The sequence below is a fragment of the Clostridium sp. LIBA-8841 genome (genome assembly GCF_034439435.1).
GTDB lineage: Bacteria > Bacillota > Clostridia > Clostridiales > Clostridiaceae > Sarcina.
Genome location: NZ_JAPCKJ010000007.1, coordinates 1 through 16,356 on the forward strand (window position 1 = coordinate 1; position 16,356 = coordinate 16,356).

The 16,356-nt window shown below is 29.1% G+C and carries 12 protein-coding genes and 1 tRNA gene; 12 read left to right on the forward strand and 1 reads right to left on the reverse strand.

Features of this window, described 5'->3' with window-relative positions; all coding sequences use genetic code 11:
• Positions 1 to 9 precede the first annotated feature (9 nt).
• The 7 genes from OIF33_RS15475 to OIF33_RS15505 all read left to right on the forward strand — a co-directional run bounded on the left by OIF33_RS15475 (position 10) and on the right by OIF33_RS15505 (position 8,950).
• Positions 10 to 84 (forward strand) — tRNA-Asn (locus tag OIF33_RS15475).
• Between the two features lie 712 nt (positions 85 to 796).
• Positions 797 to 2,887 (forward strand): elongation factor G, encoded by a 2,091-nt coding sequence (gene fusA, locus OIF33_RS15480; protein WP_322505132.1) that lies wholly within the window; start codon positions 797 to 799, stop codon positions 2,885 to 2,887.
• 441 nt (positions 2,888 to 3,328) lie between these two features.
• A complete protein-coding gene (locus tag OIF33_RS15485) occupies positions 3,329 to 3,565 on the forward strand; it encodes a hypothetical protein (protein ID WP_322505133.1) in 237 nt (78 codons plus the stop codon).
• Positions 3,566 to 3,818: 253 nt separating this feature from the next.
• Positions 3,819 to 4,766, forward strand: coding sequence for an ROK family protein (locus OIF33_RS15490; protein WP_322505134.1), 948 nt, complete (start codon positions 3,819 to 3,821; stop codon positions 4,764 to 4,766).
• Between the two features lie 626 nt (positions 4,767 to 5,392).
• Complete coding sequence (locus OIF33_RS15495) at positions 5,393 to 5,938, forward strand: NADH peroxidase (protein WP_322505135.1); 546 nt, start codon at positions 5,393 to 5,395, stop codon at positions 5,936 to 5,938.
• Between the two features lie 365 nt (positions 5,939 to 6,303).
• Positions 6,304 to 8,298, forward strand: coding sequence for an EAL domain-containing protein (locus OIF33_RS15500; protein WP_322505136.1), 1,995 nt, complete (start codon positions 6,304 to 6,306; stop codon positions 8,296 to 8,298).
• A gap of 28 nt (positions 8,299 to 8,326) precedes the next feature.
• The gene (locus tag OIF33_RS15505) at positions 8,327 to 8,950 is read left to right on the forward strand and encodes a histidine phosphatase family protein (protein ID WP_322505137.1); all 624 of its coding nucleotides are present in this window, start codon (positions 8,327 to 8,329) and stop codon (positions 8,948 to 8,950) included.
• Positions 8,951 to 9,334: 384 nt separating this feature from the next.
• Here the strand turns inward: OIF33_RS15505 and OIF33_RS15510 are convergent, their stop codons facing one another.
• Complete coding sequence (locus OIF33_RS15510; RefSeq protein WP_322505138.1) at positions 9,335 to 10,105, reverse strand: DeoR/GlpR family DNA-binding transcription regulator; 771 nt, start codon at positions 10,103 to 10,105, stop codon at positions 9,335 to 9,337.
• A 475-nt stretch (positions 10,106 to 10,580) separates the two neighbouring features.
• Between OIF33_RS15510 and OIF33_RS15515 the strand changes: the two genes are divergently transcribed.
• From OIF33_RS15515 to iolD, 5 genes are read left to right on the forward strand one after another with little or no spacing between them, the layout of a single operon-like run.
• A complete protein-coding gene (locus OIF33_RS15515; RefSeq protein ID WP_322505139.1) occupies positions 10,581 to 11,735 on the forward strand; it encodes an iron-containing alcohol dehydrogenase in 1,155 nt (384 codons plus the stop codon).
• Positions 11,736 to 11,741: 6 nt separating this feature from the next.
• The gene (locus OIF33_RS15520) at positions 11,742 to 12,587 is read left to right on the forward strand and encodes a class II fructose-bisphosphate aldolase (protein ID WP_322505140.1); all 846 of its coding nucleotides are present in this window, start codon (positions 11,742 to 11,744) and stop codon (positions 12,585 to 12,587) included.
• A 13-nt stretch (positions 12,588 to 12,600) separates the two neighbouring features.
• The gene (gene iolC, locus OIF33_RS15525; RefSeq protein WP_322505141.1) at positions 12,601 to 13,617 is read left to right on the forward strand and encodes a 5-dehydro-2-deoxygluconokinase; all 1,017 of its coding nucleotides are present in this window, start codon (positions 12,601 to 12,603) and stop codon (positions 13,615 to 13,617) included.
• A 13-nt stretch (positions 13,618 to 13,630) separates the two neighbouring features.
• Positions 13,631 to 14,398, forward strand: a complete 768-nt coding sequence (locus OIF33_RS15530) for a 5-deoxy-glucuronate isomerase (protein ID WP_322505142.1) — start codon at positions 13,631 to 13,633, stop codon at positions 14,396 to 14,398.
• 16 nt (positions 14,399 to 14,414) lie between these two features.
• Positions 14,415 to 16,334, forward strand: coding sequence for a 3D-(3,5/4)-trihydroxycyclohexane-1,2-dione acylhydrolase (decyclizing) (gene iolD, locus OIF33_RS15535; protein WP_322505143.1), 1,920 nt, complete (start codon positions 14,415 to 14,417; stop codon positions 16,332 to 16,334).
• Positions 16,335 to 16,356: the final 22 nt, after the last annotated feature.

Here is a 16,356-nt window from a genome sequence, read left to right on the forward strand (position 1 = left end):
CCAAAATGTTCCTCGGTAGCTCAATGGTGGAGCACTCGGCTGTTAACCGATAGGTTGGAGGTTCGAGTCCTCTCCGAGGAGCCATTTTTTTTGTCTAAAAAGAGTTATTAAAGAAGATAGCATTGTCTTTTTTAATAACTCTTTTTATTGTTTTAAAAGGGATTTTTAAATTTTTGTTGAATTAAAAAAATATAAAATAAAATATTTCAATTTATTTTAGCTTAAATAAAATAAAAAATTTTTAACTTATATTTTTAAGCTAATTATTAATTTTAATCAGATAAAAATTATAAGAAGATAAGAATTATATTATATAAAAAGTATAGGTGAATTTAGAAAAGTTAAAATGCTTAATCTTATTATACAAAAGTACTAAATAATAAATATAATAATTTTTAGTTCAGCAGAATATATTTAGTTATATAAGCTGCTTATTCAAATTTAAATTGTTATAAAAATAAATTTTTAGACTAGATTTAAAGACACTGGTAGAAAGCAAATGAGTATAAAGTGATTTTAAATTTATCTTAAATATAGAGCTATAGGAATAAAGCCTCAAATAGGTTCTATTGTTTTTGATAACTTGACTGGGGTTAAATAGAATCAAGAAGTCTATTTAATATAAGGTCTTATTTATTTAAGTTAATGCATAAGGGAATTTAATATAAATTAAGTTATTAAATATGAATTTAATGCATACTTTAAACAGATTACTAATACTAATTTTTTCTAGAAAGGTGGTGGGTGCTACTTATATATTGTTATGTAAACAATATCAATGGTGTAGCAGAGTTTTATGAAAGAGTATAAGATTGAGAATTTAAGAAATGTAGGGATTATAGGACATAGTGATTCAGGTAAAACTGCATTAACAGAAGCATTACTTTACTATACAAAAACTACTGATAGATTAGGAACTTGTGAAGATTGCAATACAGTAAGTGATTATGATCAAGAAGAAAAGAAAAGAAAAATATCATTATCATTATCTGTTGTTCCTTTTGAGTGGAATGGAATTAAGATTAACTTATTAGATACTCCAGGTTATTTTGATTTTGTTGGAGAGCAAATAGAGGGAATTAAGGCTGCTGATTCAGCTATTATAACTGTTTGTGGAGTTACTGGAGTACAGGTTGGAACAGAAAAAGCATGGGAATGTTGTAAAAAAGAAAATTTACCAAGAGCATTTTTTATAAATAAATTAGATAGAGAAAATTCAAATTTTGATAAAACTTTAGAAAACATAAGAAATACATTTGGAAGTGGAGCAATACCTACTCATTATCCAATAGGAACAGAGAAGAATTTTAAAGGTATTGTTAACCTAATAACTGAAGAAGCTTTTCAATATGAAGCTAATACAGGAACAATAAATAAAATAGAAATTCCAGAAAGTATTAAAGATAAAGTTGAAGAATATAGAACTTATTTAATAGAAGCTGTAGCAGAGACTGATGAGGAATTACTTGATAAATATTTATCTGATGGAGAACTTACAGTTGATGAAATATATAAAGGTTTCTCTATTGGTTTTGAAAGTGGAGATATAGCACCAGTTATGTGTGGAAGTTCAGCATCAATTGTTGGTATGCAAAGTCTTTTATCTTCAATTAAAGAATATTTTCCATCACCAAATAAAAGTAAGGCTAAAATTGCTACAGATAGTAATGATGAGGAAATAGCTATTAAGGCAAGTAATGAAATGCCATTCTCTGCATTTGTGTTTAAAACAATCGCAGATCCATTTGTAGGTAAACTCTCTATGTTTAAGGTTCAAACAGGTGAGCTTACTAATGATAAAATTATTATAAATTCTAAAAATGATAAATCAGAAAAAATTGGTGCTTTATGCTTCTTAAGAGGTAAAAACCAAATGCAAACAAAGAAAATTAGCGCAGGAGATATAGGGGCTGTTACAAAGCTTCAATATACTGTTACAGGGGATACCCTTTGTGAAAGTAATTTTAAGGTTTCATATGAAAGATTTGACTTTCCAGAGCCGGTTATGACTATGGCAGTATTGCCAAAGAGTAAAGGTGATGAGGAAAAAATATCTCAAGGTCTTGCTAAGCTTTTAGATGAAGATCCAACATTTAAGATTTCTAGAGACAAAGAAAATGCAGAGACTTTAGTATCTGGTATTGGTGAAACTCATATTGAGGTTTTAGCGAGCAAATTAAAGAGTAAATTTGGTATTGATGTAATACTTCAAGAACCTAAAATTCCTTATAGAGAAACTATTAAGGGCAATTCTGATGTACAAGGAAAGCACAAAAAGCAATCTGGTGGTCATGGACAATATGGTGATGTAAAGATCAAATTTGAGCCAAGAAGAGATGGAGAAAGTGATTTAGAGTTTGTAGATAAGGTTGTTGGTGGAGTTGTACCTAGAAACTATATACCAGCAGTTGAAAAAGGATTAAGAGATTGTTTAAAGAAAGGTGTTTTAGCAGGATACCCTGTGATTGGAATTAAGGCTACTTTATATGATGGTTCATATCATCCTGTAGATTCCTCAGAAATGGCATTTAAGGTCGCTGCATCTTTAGCATATAAGAAAGGTATAGAGGGTGCAAAACCTGTAATATTAGAGCCTATTATGAGAGCAGAAATAGTTATTCCTGATGAATATATGGGAGATATAATTGGTGATATAAATAAAAAGAGAGGTAGAGTAATTGGAATGGAACCAGATGGAAAGAATCAAAGGGTTATAGCTGAGATTCCTTTATCAGAGATGTTTAAATATGCTACTGATTTACGTTCAATGACTCAAGCTAGAGGAAGTTTTAGTATGACTTTTGAAAAATATGAAGAGGTTCCAAGTAATGAAACAGAGAAAATAATAGAAGTTGCTAGAAAGATTAAAGAAGCTAAGGAAGCTTAAATAATAAAAATATAGAAATTTTTAAAAGTATCATCTTAAATTTTAAAAAGATGGTACTTTTTATGTATACTAGGAAAATAATGTGGTTAAATTAATAATGTTCAAGGTATTATTTTAGAAATTTTGGATAAAGTTCAAAAATTAAAGAAAATAGTATTTATAAAAAAGAAGGAATAAAACTTTAGATAGTGGAATATAAATCTTTTAGAAATATTTTATTTATGGCCATAATTAAAAAAATTAAAAATTATTATTTAGTAATATGAATTTACTTTAACTTAAATTATTTATTTCTAAAAATTACCTTAATTTAAAGCAAATTAATTTAAATTATTAAAAACAATTATAAAATTTTTAGATTTTTAATAGAAATAAAAGGATTTTTATATTTACATATCTAATTATATATTTAGAGATAATATCTTAAATGAGGTGCAATTCATGTGTAATTATAGAATGGATATAAAGGGTAAAATAGGTTTAAGTGATTACAGTAATATCTTTGATTATATAAACATTGTTGGTGTATGTGATAGATTTATGATTTATATGGAATCATTAGATGATGATAATATAGGTATTATTTGTTCTATGCTTGAAGATAACAATTTTAACATAAAAAACCAAGGGTATGATAATCAAGGAATTTACTATATAAATGCTAAAAAAATAGGCTAAAATGACTAACTTTTAATAGTATTTTTTATATAAATAATTGTAAAAGTATATAATTTAAAAAGGGTATAACTTTAACTGTGTAAAGGTACGTACATTTGTGTTATAATGTACTTTGTGTTAAATAATTAATTATTAATAAGCTATAATTTAAGTTGTCATATAATAATTTAACAAAGTGAATTCTAAAGGGCAACTTGTAAGAAGCACTTATAGTTGAATTAATCCATAAGAAACATGGGGGAGGATTTTTTAAATGAAGAATTACGTTGTTGGAATAGATCTAGGAGGAACAAAAATAAGCTGTGCTCTTGCTGATCTAGAAGGAAATGTTATAGCTCAACATACAACTCCAACTAATGCTCATGAAGGAGAGCAAGCAGTTTTAGATAGAATAATAGGTTGTGTTGAAACTGTAATATGTGAAGGAAAGGTAACTATTGATGAAGTAGAAGCTATAGGGATTGGATCACCAGGACCACTAGATGCTAGAACTGGTATAATAATAACAACTCCAAACTTACCTTTCAAGAACTTCAACTTAGTTGCACCATTAAAAGCTAAGTTTAACATACCTGTTTACTTAGATAACGATGCTAACGTAGCTGCTATTGGTGAATTTATGTTAGGTGCTGGTAAAGGTACTGAAAACATGATTTATATCACTGTAAGTACTGGTGTAGGTGGAGGAGCAATCCTTAACGGTAAAATATACAGAGGAAGTACTTCAAATGCTTTAGAAATTGGCCATGCAACTGTTGCACCAGGAACAGTAAGATGTAACTGTGGTAACATGGGATGTTTAGAGGCTGTATCATCAGGAACAGCTATTGGTAAAAGAGGAAGAGAAGCTGTTGCTACAAACGTAGAAACAAGCTTAAAAGACTATGACAACGTAACTTCATATGAAGTATTCGTTGAAGCTGCTAAAGGCGATAAAGTTGCAAAGTCAATCATAGATGAAGCTTTAAATTATTTAGGAATTGGTGTTGCAAATGCAATAGCAACTTTCGACCCAGATATGGTTGTTATAGGTGGAGGAGTTTCAAAAGCTGGAGAGATAGTTTTTGAAATAGTTCAAGAAGTTGTTAATGAAAGATGCTTTAAATCTATGTCTGAACATTGTAAAATAGTTCCTGCTGGTTTAGGAACTGATGCAGGTGTCGTTGGAGCAGTAGCATTAGCATTATTAGAGTGTAAATAATATTTTTATATAATAAGTTAGAAGCTTTTTAAGCTTCTAACTTTATTTTTTTATGAAAGATTATACTAGACAAATATAGGTTTAAGATAGTAAAATATTATAAATTTATGAACTAGAAAGAATTAAAGGGATAAAGACTAGAAAAAAAGATAATTTTGTGATAAAACTATATTAAAAATGGGAAAATTTAGTTTGAATGTTAGGTCATAACCACATATTGTGATTACTTATAAGAAGGTTCTATATAATTAAAATTATATAGAACCTTTTTTATTTTAAAAATAAAATGTAGTGACAATATATGTATAAAACAATATAATAAAAATTATAATATAATTTTAAGTTATGATAAATATAATATCTCTAATAAGAGTATATAATTGATGTGATTAAGTAAGAATATTTTATGTATTAAACTTTAGAAATTTAAGTCTTAAAAGTTTCTTTAAAAATTTTTTTTAAAAACTGAAAATAACTATTGCTAAATAATAATTATTATTATATAATAATGTCATAGGGTTGATGAAGAAAAAACATCAACAAGAAATGACTTAATAATAAAGACTTTTAAATTATGATTATAAATTGAAATTAAATAAATGTTTGTTTGTAGGAGGACTAATATTATGAAAAAATTTGTTTGTACAGTATGTGGATATGTTTATGAAGGAGAAAAAGCACCAGAAAAATGCCCAGTATGTGGAGTTGGAGCTGACAAGTTCATAGAGCAAGGAGAAGATTTAGCATTCGCTGACGAGCACAGAATCGGAGTTGCTAAAGGTGTAGATGAAAGAATAATCGAAGGATTACAAGCTAACTTCATGGGAGAATGTACAGAAGTAGGAATGTACCTAGCAATGTCAAGACAAGCTGATAGAGAAGGATTCCCAGAAGTTGCAGAAGCTTATAAGAGAATAGCTTTCGAAGAAGCAGAGCACGCTGCTAAATTCGCGGAAATGTTAGGAGAAGTTGTAGAAGCTGATACAAAAGCTAACTTACAAGCAAGAGTAAATGCAGAGCACGGAGCTTGCCAAGGTAAAAAAGACTTAGCTACTTTAGCTAAACAATTAAACTTAGATGCAATCCACGACACAGTTCACGAAATGTGTAAAGATGAAGCTAGACATGGAAAAGCTTTCGCTGGATTATTAAACAGATATTTCCAAAAATAATATATAAAAATTACACGCTTTATAAATTAAAGGATTTAATTACTTCCTTATTTAAAAGAGATACCTTTTTAGGTATCTCTTTTCTTATATAAATTATTATTTACTTTAGATATAGGGTTATTTTTAAGTATTTACACAGATTAAATTTGAAATTCTTAATATTCTACTTCAAAATAATCATTAAGTTAATATAACAATATAAATAAAAAAATTTATATGTGAATACTCTTAAGCAAAAAAAAGGTATATAATTTATTTCGTAAGAAAAAAATGGGAGGAAATACTATTTTATACTTTAGCATTTAATAATAGTAATTTAAAACTAATCAGACAATGCTTTAATAGTTTAATGGTAGATAGAAAAGATGAGCAATTTATATAAATTGAAGATAAAAGCGTATTTAGATGATAATATATATAATGAATTATTAGATTTAGTAGATAAAGTTAACTATAAACATTTGCAAATAGAAAGAGTAAAAGAATTAGTAGATTTAGATTTTGATGTACTTATATTGCAATGTAATGATTATGATATACTAAAAAATCTAAGAAAAAAAGATAAAATTTTTCTTATTACTACTTTGAATAAGAGTGTTATTGAAGAGTTGGGAATAGAATATTATGCTTTTGAGTATAGTGATAGCTTTAGTCGAGATTTATTAATTATTGATTTTATTGAATATAAGGCAAAAGAAAAAGTATTGAAATATGTATATAAGAAGGATATAGATTTTAATTCAATAATGAATGAATTCCCATTTCAATTTTTTTTAAAGGATTTAGATGGAACTGTTTTAAAATCAAATAATAAGGCTCTTAATGACGAACATATAGAATTTAAGATTATTATGAATGTTGATAATAATGATTTGCTTAATGAAAAAGAGTTAAAGAGAGTTACAGAGGAAGATAAATTAGTTATACAGAGAAGGACAATATTAACATTTAATAATGTATACTATTATAATGGGCAAAGATATATTTTTGAAGTATATAAAATTCCTTTAAAAAATAAAAATGGGATAGTTGAATTATTATTATGTATATATATGAATATAACTGAAAAGATAAAAAAATTAGAAGAAATAAAAAGGCTAACAGAAATAGATCCTTTAACTAAATTAAAAAATAGAAGATTCTTAACAAGTTATTTAAATCAATTAAGAGAGGATGGAATAGAGGAAATTGGAATTTTCTTAATGGATATAGATAATTTTAAATTAATAAATGATAGTGTTGGGCATACTCGCGGAAATCAATTGCTCATTGAATTCTCAAATAATTTAAAAAAATGTTTTAAAAATCAATTCATAGCAAGGATAGCTGGAGATGAATTTATAATTGTTTTTAATGATTTAATTGATAAGGAAAAATTAGCAGAAAAAATAGATGATTTTAAGATAGAACTTAAGAAATATGAGCGTGATTCAGAAGAAATAATATCAGTTAGTACTGGAATATTAATTGATAATCTTCAAGAAAATAGTTTGGACATGTTATTAAAAAAAGTAGATTTAACCTTGGTAGAAGCTAAACGTAAAAACAGAAGTTCATATATTTTTTATTCAGAAGAATTAAACAAAAAGTTTAATCTTATATTAAATGTTAAAAGAGATATATTAAAGGCAATAGAAGAAAAAGAAATAGTCCTTTTTTATCAACCACAGTATACTATAGATAAGAAATTAACTGGATTTGAAGCTCTAACTAGATGGAATACACCTAAATATGATAAAATTCCAACTGATAAGATAATAGAAATTATAGAACATAGTGAATATTTAAATAAATTCAATAATTATATAATGAAAGAAGCCTTTTTATTTGCAAAAAAGATAAATAGAAATAGAAAGAATAAATTAGTTGTATCTATAAATATATCTGCACTTCAAATCATAGAGAATGATTTTATAGATGATTTAGAAAGATTATTAGAGGAAACTAAAGTTTGTAATAAATATATATGTATAGAAATAACGGAAACTGCATTTTTCAAAAATACTAAACAGAATTTAGAAAAAATAAATTATATAAACAATGTATTAGGAATAGCGATAAATCTAGATGATTTTGGTACTGGATTTTCATCATTATCTTATTTAATACATATGCCTATAAATGCTATTAAAATAGATAAAGCCTTTATAACAGATATACATAAAAATAATAAGAAGCAAGTTGTTGTAAAGATAATAAAAGATATAGGAACTAAATTAGGTATGCAAACTATGGCGGAGGGCGTTGAGTGTAAAGAGGAATTAGATATACTTAAAGATATACAAATTGATAAAATACAGGGATATTATTTTTCAAAGCCTTTAAGTGAAGAGGAAACACTAAAGCTTATAGATAGATAAATAGATGGAAGGGAGCATAATTTGTAGTATGAAGATATATTTTACTAGACATGGAGAGACTTTATGGAATCTTGAACATAGATTTCAAGGATGGAAAGATTCTGAACTTACAGAAGCAGGAGTTAAGAGGGCAGAGTTATTAGGAAAAAGATTAGAGGATGTTAAAATAGATAAGATATTTACAAGTCCTATAAAAAGAGCTAAGAGAACAGCTCACTTAATAAAAGGAAATAAGGATATTGAAGTTGAAGAGGTTGAAGGATTAAAAGAAATTAGCTTTGGTAAGTGGGAAGGAATGACTACTGAAGAAATAAAAAGCTATGAGGAATATGTTAAAGAATTAGACAACCTATTTAATAAACCTTTCTCTTATAAGAGTTTCGAAGGAGAAAATATAAAGGAATTTACAGAAAGATTGTTTAAAACTGTAGATGATATAATTAAAAGTAATGAGGATAAGGATATCTTAATAGTAACTCATGGAATGTGTGTTAGATACTTAATAGGATATTTTAAAAATGAATTTGAAGAAAGTAAGATAGTAGATTATCCTATATTTCACCAAGTTAGTTATAATGAGGTTAACTGGAATGGAGAAAAATTTGATGTAGTTACTTTGAACAATATTGACCATTATGAATATGATAAGTAATATAGAAGTTTTTAAATTTTTAAATAGCAAATTATTTAATGAATAAAAATTTAGAAACTACACAATTTAATAATAGATTTGTGCTACAAATCTTAAGTCTAAAATTTAGCGATTTACAAAAATCTATCTTCTTCGATAATGGGGAGAAGGTAATAAATTTTAGAAATAAGATTTTTAAATATTGAGGTGCTTTAATTAGCACCTCCTAAATCTAAAAGTTAGTATTAAATGAAAAATAGTAGATTTTATTATCTAATATTAATCGATTAAACTTAGTAGACTATAGCTAAATAGTAGCAAAAAAGTTATGGAAAATTATACTTTTAGATAATCTATAAGCACATAAAAAAAATAGGGGTACATTATTGTACCTCTATTTTTCTTTTAATAAATTAATTTTTCGCAGATTTTTAGGTTTACATTATTATCATTAAAATATTTCACATAGGTATCATTAGGTTCTGAATCAGTTATTATGCAATCTAAATCATTAATCTCACAGAATGTCATTAAAGAAACGTGATCAAATTTTGATTGATCTGCTAGAAGAAAACATTCAGCACTTCTAGCTATAGCAATTTTCTTTATTTTAAATTCTTCTTTTGTAGAATTTGTAACTCCTCTTTTTAAAGAGATACCGGTACAAGCCATAAAGCACTTATTTATATTATAAGTTTTTAATATATCTGTGCTATGTAGGCCTGTAAATGATTGAGTTTTTCTATTAAGGATACCTGATAAACAAATTATGTTTAAGTTATTATAATGCACAGCTTTACATATAGCAGTAACGTTATTTGTGAAAATTGTTATATCTTTTTTATCTTTCAAGAAGTCAATTATATTAACTGTAGTTGTACCAGAATCTAAGAAGATACTATCTCCATCTTCAATAAATTCAGCAGCCGCTTTACCTATAGCTAACTTTGCATTACTATTTTTAATATTTCTTTCTTCAAAAGATACTAATTCTTGGTTTTCATTAACAGTTACTCCACCATAGACTTTTTTTATGGTTCCTTTTTCAACTAGAACACTTAAGTCCCTTCTTATAGTATTTTTTGATACATCGAATACTTCACATAGTTTGTCAAGCGATACGGTTTTGTGGTTAATAATGTAATTCTCTACTAGATCTATTCTTTTTGAACGCATATCTTTCCTTGTTGCTCGCAATCTACTATCAACAATATAAATATAGATAATTAATTGTTATGTTTGTAACCTTTTATAATATAGAGAGTTTATACTAAAGGTATCACTTTAATTTTATGATTAACCAATAAAAACCCCAAGAAAGTAATCTATATAAACTAAATTTAACTCAAAATATTATGTGTATAATCTGGATTTAATACAGCAAGTTATTGTCATGAGACCTACTACAACAAGTGTTCATCTCCTTTCATAGGCTTTTTGTTTTTATTATAAACGAATTTTAAAATAAAAGGAAGGGTATTTTCGAAAATAAATGAGTAACTTTTGGTTATATTTTTTATAAAAATTGATTATATTTATGGTAAAGTTGTGAAAAGGTTATTGACATGTAGTGGTTAAGTTGATATTATTGAGACATAAGGAAAACAAATAGTAAACATAAAGAAAACGTTAACTCATGAGAGGTGATTATATGGCAAACCAATTTATTATGCCAAAGCGTATTCTATCAGGTGAGGATGCTTTAAAAGAAAGTAAATCTTACTTAAAGAGTTTTGGTAAAAGGGTATTAATTGTTACTGATAAAGTAATGACTGATCTAGGTAATGTAAAGGTTTTAACCGATATCCTAGATAGTGAGAATATTGAGCATGTTTTGTATAATGAAATAAACAGCGAACCGACAGATGTTATGATAGAAAAAGGGGTAAAGCTTTATAAGGAAAATAATTGTGATTTCCTAATTGGGTTAGGTGGAGGAAGTCCAATAGATTCTACTAAGGCTATAGGTGCTATGATAACTAATGAAGGAAACATAGCAGATTACATGGGTAGAGAGATAGAAAAAGAACTTCCACCATTTGCAGTAATACCAACTACAGCTGGTACTGGTTCAGAGGCAACACAGTTTACAATAATAACTGATACAAAAAATGATGTTAAGATGCTTTTAAAAGGTGCTAACTTATTACCAACATTGGCTATAGTAGATCCTAGATTTACAATGACAGCACCAGCTAAAATAACAGCGGCTACAGGATTAGATGCCTTAACACATGCAATAGAAGCTTATACTTCTAGAAAAGCTCAACCACTTTCAGATGGTTTTGCAGTTTCAGCGGTTAAAAGAATATTTAAATATTTGCCTATAGCTTTTGATACTCCGAAAGATTTAAGAGCAAGAGAAGAAATGTCAATAGCAGCTTTAGAAGCTGGTATAGCATTCAATAACTCTTCAGTTACAATAGTTCATGGAATGAGTAGACCAATAGGTGCTTTATTTCATGTACCACATGGATTATCAAATGCAATGCTTTTAGAAGCTTGTTTCACATATGTAGTTGATGGAGCTTATGATAAATTCGCTCAGTTAGCTAGAGAAATAAATGTGGCAACTGATAATACTAGTGATGAAGAAGCTTCAAGATTATTTATAGAAGAAATAGTTAAATTAATGGTTAAATTAGAAATACCAACTTTAGAAGAGTTTGGAGTAGATAAAACTAAGTTCTTTGATAATATAGAAAAAATGGCGGCTGATGCTATGGAAAGTGGAAGCCCAAGCAATACTCGTAAGATTATTGAAATTGAAGATGTAATAAAAATCTACAATAATCTTTGGAGGTAATAAAAAATGGCATTAGTAAAAATGACTGAGCTTTTAAAGGCAGCAAAAGAAAAGAACTATGCAGTTGGAAGCTTCAGTATATCAAATATGGAAATGGTTATGGGTGCTTTAAAGGCAGCTGAAGAAATGCATTCCCCGATGATTCTTCAGATTGCAGAGGTTAGATTAACTAACTCCCCGTTAGAATTAATCGGACCTTTAATGGTAAGTGCTGCAAAGAATGCTAAGGTTCCTGTGGCGGTTCATTTCGATCATGGCTTAACCTTAGAAAATATAGAAAAGGCTTTAGAGATTGGATTTACATCAGTGATGATAGATGGGTCTCATTTAAGCTTTGATGAAAACGTTAAAATAACTAAGAGGGTAAAAGAATTAGCTGATAAATATAGTGCTGCTGTAGAGGCTGAAATTGGACAAGTTGGCGGAAGTGAGGATGGAAGTGAAAATATAGAGATGAAAGTAACCAACTTAAAAGACGCTAAGAGATTTGTTCAAGAAACTAGGGTTGATGCTTTAGCAGTAGCAATAGGAAATGCTCATGGAGTGTATAAAGGTACTCCAAAACTTAGATTTGATGTATTAGAAGAATTGAGAGAAAACATAGAAACACCACTAGTTCTACATGGTGGATCAGGAATAACACCAGAGGGCTTTAAAGAGTGTAAAAATAAAGGTATAAGAAAAATAAACATTGCGACTGCAACCTTCAATTCTGTTGAAGAGGCTGTAAGGGGATTATATGCAGATAATGAGAAGAAAGATTACTTCACACTTCAAGCTACAGAGGTTCAGGGAGCTTATGAGAATGTAAAGAAGCATATGGATATTTTTGAGAGTGTAAATAAGGCTTAGGAGATGGGTTAGTATGAGATATATAGAATTTGATGAGAATAGAAAGTTTGATATTGTTCCAATAGGAAGGGTAGCAATAGATTTCAATCCTACAGATATTCATAAACCATTATCAGAAAGTAGGAATTTTAATAAATACCTAGGTGGTTCCCCTGCAAATATAGCAGTTGGACTTGCTAGGTTAGGAAAAAAAGTTGGGTTTATAGGAAAAGTTTCAGATGATAGATTTGGAGAGTTCGTAGTAAATTACTTCAAAAAGGAAGGAATAGATGTATCTGAAATAAGTAAAGCAAAAAATGGTGAATCTTTAGGATTAACATTTACAGAAATATTAAGTCCTACAGAAAGTAGTATCTTAATGTATAGAAATGGCATAGCTGATTTACAGTTAGATGTAGATGAGATAGACGAGGACTATATAAAGAATACAAAGGCAATAGTTATTTCAGGAACAGCCTTAGCAATGAGTCCTTCAAGAGAAGCTTCATTAAAGGCATTAAGACTTGCTAAAAAGAATGGAACAGTGGTTATATTCGATGTAGATTATAGAGAATATAACTGGAAAAATAAAGATGAGATTGCAATTTATTATTCAATAGTAGGAAAAGAAAGTGATATCATAATGGGATCAAGAGAAGAGTTTGATCTAATGGAAGGTTTAATAACTAAAGATAGCACTGATGAAGAGACAGCAAAAAGATGGTTAAACTATGGTAATAAAATTGTAGTAATTAAACATGGTAAAGAAGGCTCTACAGCTTATACTGGAGACGGAAAATCATATAAAATAAAACCTTTCCCAGTAAAACTTTTAAAATCCTTTGGTGGTGGAGATGCTTACGCATCAGCATTCATATATGGAGTACTAGAAGGATGGGATATGATGGATGCCCTAGAGTTTGGAAGTGCATCAGCAGCAATGTTAGTTGCAAGTCATAGTTGCTCAGAGGACATGCCAACAGTAGAAGCTATTAAAGAGTTCATAAAGAAAGAAAAAGAAGAGTATGGAGAAATGGTAGCTAGATGCTAGGGAGGTCATAACTATGGTAGAAAATATAGGTTTTTCAGAAGATGGGAAAAAGATTGTAACAGAAATTGATGGTAAACATAGCGATATGCTAATGGATATAGAAGTTATAAAAATTAAAAAAGGTGATGAAATAACAATTTTAGAGCCTAAAAAAGAGGTTGCAGTACTTCTTATGGAAGGTAAAATAAAATACCTTTGGGAAAACAAAGAGGTTGAAGCTAGTAGAAAGAATGTGTTTGAAGAAGAAGGTTTTTGCCTACATGTTTGCAAAAATGTAGAGGTTAAGATTGAAGCTTTAGAAGATACTGAAATATTAATTCAAAAAACTGAGAATGATAAAGAGTTCTTAGCTAAACTTTATAGACCAGAAGATGTAATAATTCAAGAATCATCTTTAGATAGATGGGATGGAACAGCAGCTCGTAAGATTAAAACATTCTTTGATTATAGTAATGCGCCATATTCTAATATGGTTAACGGAGAAATAGTTTCTTACCCAGGAAGATGGTCAAGCTATATTCCACATGAACATCCACAACCAGAGGTTTATTATTATAAATTTGATAAGCCACAAGGCTTTGGAGCTTGCTTTATAGGTGATGAGGCTTATAAAGTTAAAGATGGTGGATATGCGATTATAGAAGGTGGATATACACATCCACAAGCTACTGCACCAGGTTATAGAATGTATTATTGTTGGATGATAAGACATTTAGATGGAAACCCTTGGACAGATAGAATTGATGATCCAGCTCATATTTGGTTATTAGATGAAAAATAGGAAGGATGAGAAGTTTATGAGAATGACTACAGGCCAAGCGCTAGTAAAATTTTTAGATAATCAATACGTTTCCTTTGATGGCAAAGAAGAAAAATTTGTTGATGGTATATTCACTATATTTGGACATGGTATTGTAGTTGGTTTGGGAGAAGCTTTGTATGAAGAACCAGGTAATCTAAGAGTTTATCATGGAAGAAATGAGCAAGGTATGGCTCATGTTGCAACAGCTTTCGCAAAACAAAACAATCGTAGAAAAATAATAGCTTGTTCAAGTTCGGTAGGGCCAGGAGCTGCCAATATGGTTACAGCGGCTGCAACGGCTACAGTTAATAATATTCCATTATTATTATTGCCTGGGGATTCCTTTGCTACAAGACAACCAGATCCTGTACTTCAACAGGTAGAACAATCCTATAACTTAGGAATAACAACAAATGATGCCTTTAAACCAGTATGTAAATATTGGGATAGAATAAATAGACCAGAACAACTTATGTCAGCAATGATAAATGCTATGAGAGTATTAACTGATTCAGCAGAAACAGGGGCTGTTTGCATAGCATTACCACAGGATGTTCAAGGAGAGGCTTATGACTTCCCAGAATATTTCTTTAAAAAGAGAGTTCATAGAATAACAAGACCTTTAGCTGTACAAGAAGAATTTGAAGAGGCATTAGATGTAATAATGACTAAAAAGAAACCTATAATAATCTGTGGTGGTGGAGTTAGATACTCAGAAGCTGGTGAAGCCTTAGCTGATTTCGCAGAAGAATTTAATATTCCAATATGTGAAACACAAGCTGGAAAGAGTGCTATAAAATCAAGTCATCCATTAAATTTAGGTGGTATAGGGGTTACTGGTAACCTTGCTGCAAATATGATTGCTAAAGATGCTGATTTAGTAATTGGTGTTGGAACAAGATTCTCAGACTTCACGACTTCATCAAAATCATTGTTTAAAAATCCAAATGTTGATTTTGTAACAATAAACGTATCAAAATTCCATGGTGGAAAAATGGATGCTCACAAAATAATAGGTGATGCAAAAGTTTGTATAGAAGAGTTACAAGCTATGTTAGAAGCTAATAACTATGAATCATCATATGAAGATGAGATAGTAGAGGCTAAAAAAGCTTGGAAAAAAGAAATGAAGAGATTAACAGGCATTAAATATGATGAAAATTTTGAAGCTTTAATAAAACCTAAGAGAAAAGGTTGCATAGAAGAGTTTAGCGTATTAACAGGTGGCTTAATAACTCAAACAGCTGCTTTAGGGGTTATTAGAGAAACAATAGATGATGATGCCATAGTAGTTGGAGCTGCTGGAAGTTTACCAGGGGATCTTCAAAGAATGTGGGAAACAGATGCTAGGGATTCATATCACATGGAATATGGATATTCATGTATGGGATATGAAATAGCAGCTACATTAGGAGTTAAGTTAGCTGAACCAGAGAGAGAAGTTTACTCAATGGTTGGTGATGGAAGCTACTTAATGCTTCATTCAGAGATAGCAACAGCTATGCAAGAGCATAAAAAGATAAATATACTTTTATTTGATAACTGTGGATTTGGATGTATAAACAACTTACAGATGTCAAATGGTATAGGAAGCCTTGCAACAGAGTTTAGATATAGAGATGAAGAGGGCAAATTAGAAGGTGGATTAATTCCAATAGATTTTGCTAAATCTGCAAGTGGGTATGGTTTGAAAACATATACAGTTAAGACCTTATCAGAATTAAAAGAGGCATTAGAAGATTCTAAAAAGCAAAAAGTATCAACTTTAATAGATATAAAAGTATTACCAAAAACTATGACAGATGGTTATGATGCATGGTGGCATGTTGGAATAGCTGGAGAGTCAGAGATTGAGGATGTAAATAAAGCATTTGAGAACAAAGAGAAAAATTTAAAGAACGCAAGAAGATATTAAAATATTTAAAGCTATTTGACTT

Coding starts and splice junctions, on each gene's coding strand:
- fusA (WP_322505132.1), top strand. CDS start 797: ATGAAAGAGTATAAGATTGAGAATTTAAGAAATGTAGGGATTATAGGA.
- OIF33_RS15485 (WP_322505133.1), top strand. CDS start 3,329: ATGTGTAATTATAGAATGGATATAAAGGGTAAAATAGGTTTAAGTGAT.
- OIF33_RS15490 (WP_322505134.1), top strand. CDS start 3,819: ATGAAGAATTACGTTGTTGGAATAGATCTAGGAGGAACAAAAATAAGC.
- OIF33_RS15495 (WP_322505135.1), top strand. CDS start 5,393: ATGAAAAAATTTGTTTGTACAGTATGTGGATATGTTTATGAAGGAGAA.
- OIF33_RS15500 (WP_322505136.1), top strand. CDS start 6,304: ATGAGCAATTTATATAAATTGAAGATAAAAGCGTATTTAGATGATAAT.
- OIF33_RS15505 (WP_322505137.1), top strand. CDS start 8,327: ATGAAGATATATTTTACTAGACATGGAGAGACTTTATGGAATCTTGAA.
- OIF33_RS15510 (WP_322505138.1), bottom strand. CDS start 10,105: ATGCGTTCAAAAAGAATAGATCTAGTAGAGAATTACATTATTAACCAC.
- OIF33_RS15515 (WP_322505139.1), top strand. CDS start 10,581: ATGGCAAACCAATTTATTATGCCAAAGCGTATTCTATCAGGTGAGGAT.
- OIF33_RS15520 (WP_322505140.1), top strand. CDS start 11,742: ATGGCATTAGTAAAAATGACTGAGCTTTTAAAGGCAGCAAAAGAAAAG.
- iolC (WP_322505141.1), top strand. CDS start 12,601: ATGAGATATATAGAATTTGATGAGAATAGAAAGTTTGATATTGTTCCA.
- OIF33_RS15530 (WP_322505142.1), top strand. CDS start 13,631: ATGGTAGAAAATATAGGTTTTTCAGAAGATGGGAAAAAGATTGTAACA.
- iolD (WP_322505143.1), top strand. CDS start 14,415: ATGAGAATGACTACAGGCCAAGCGCTAGTAAAATTTTTAGATAATCAA.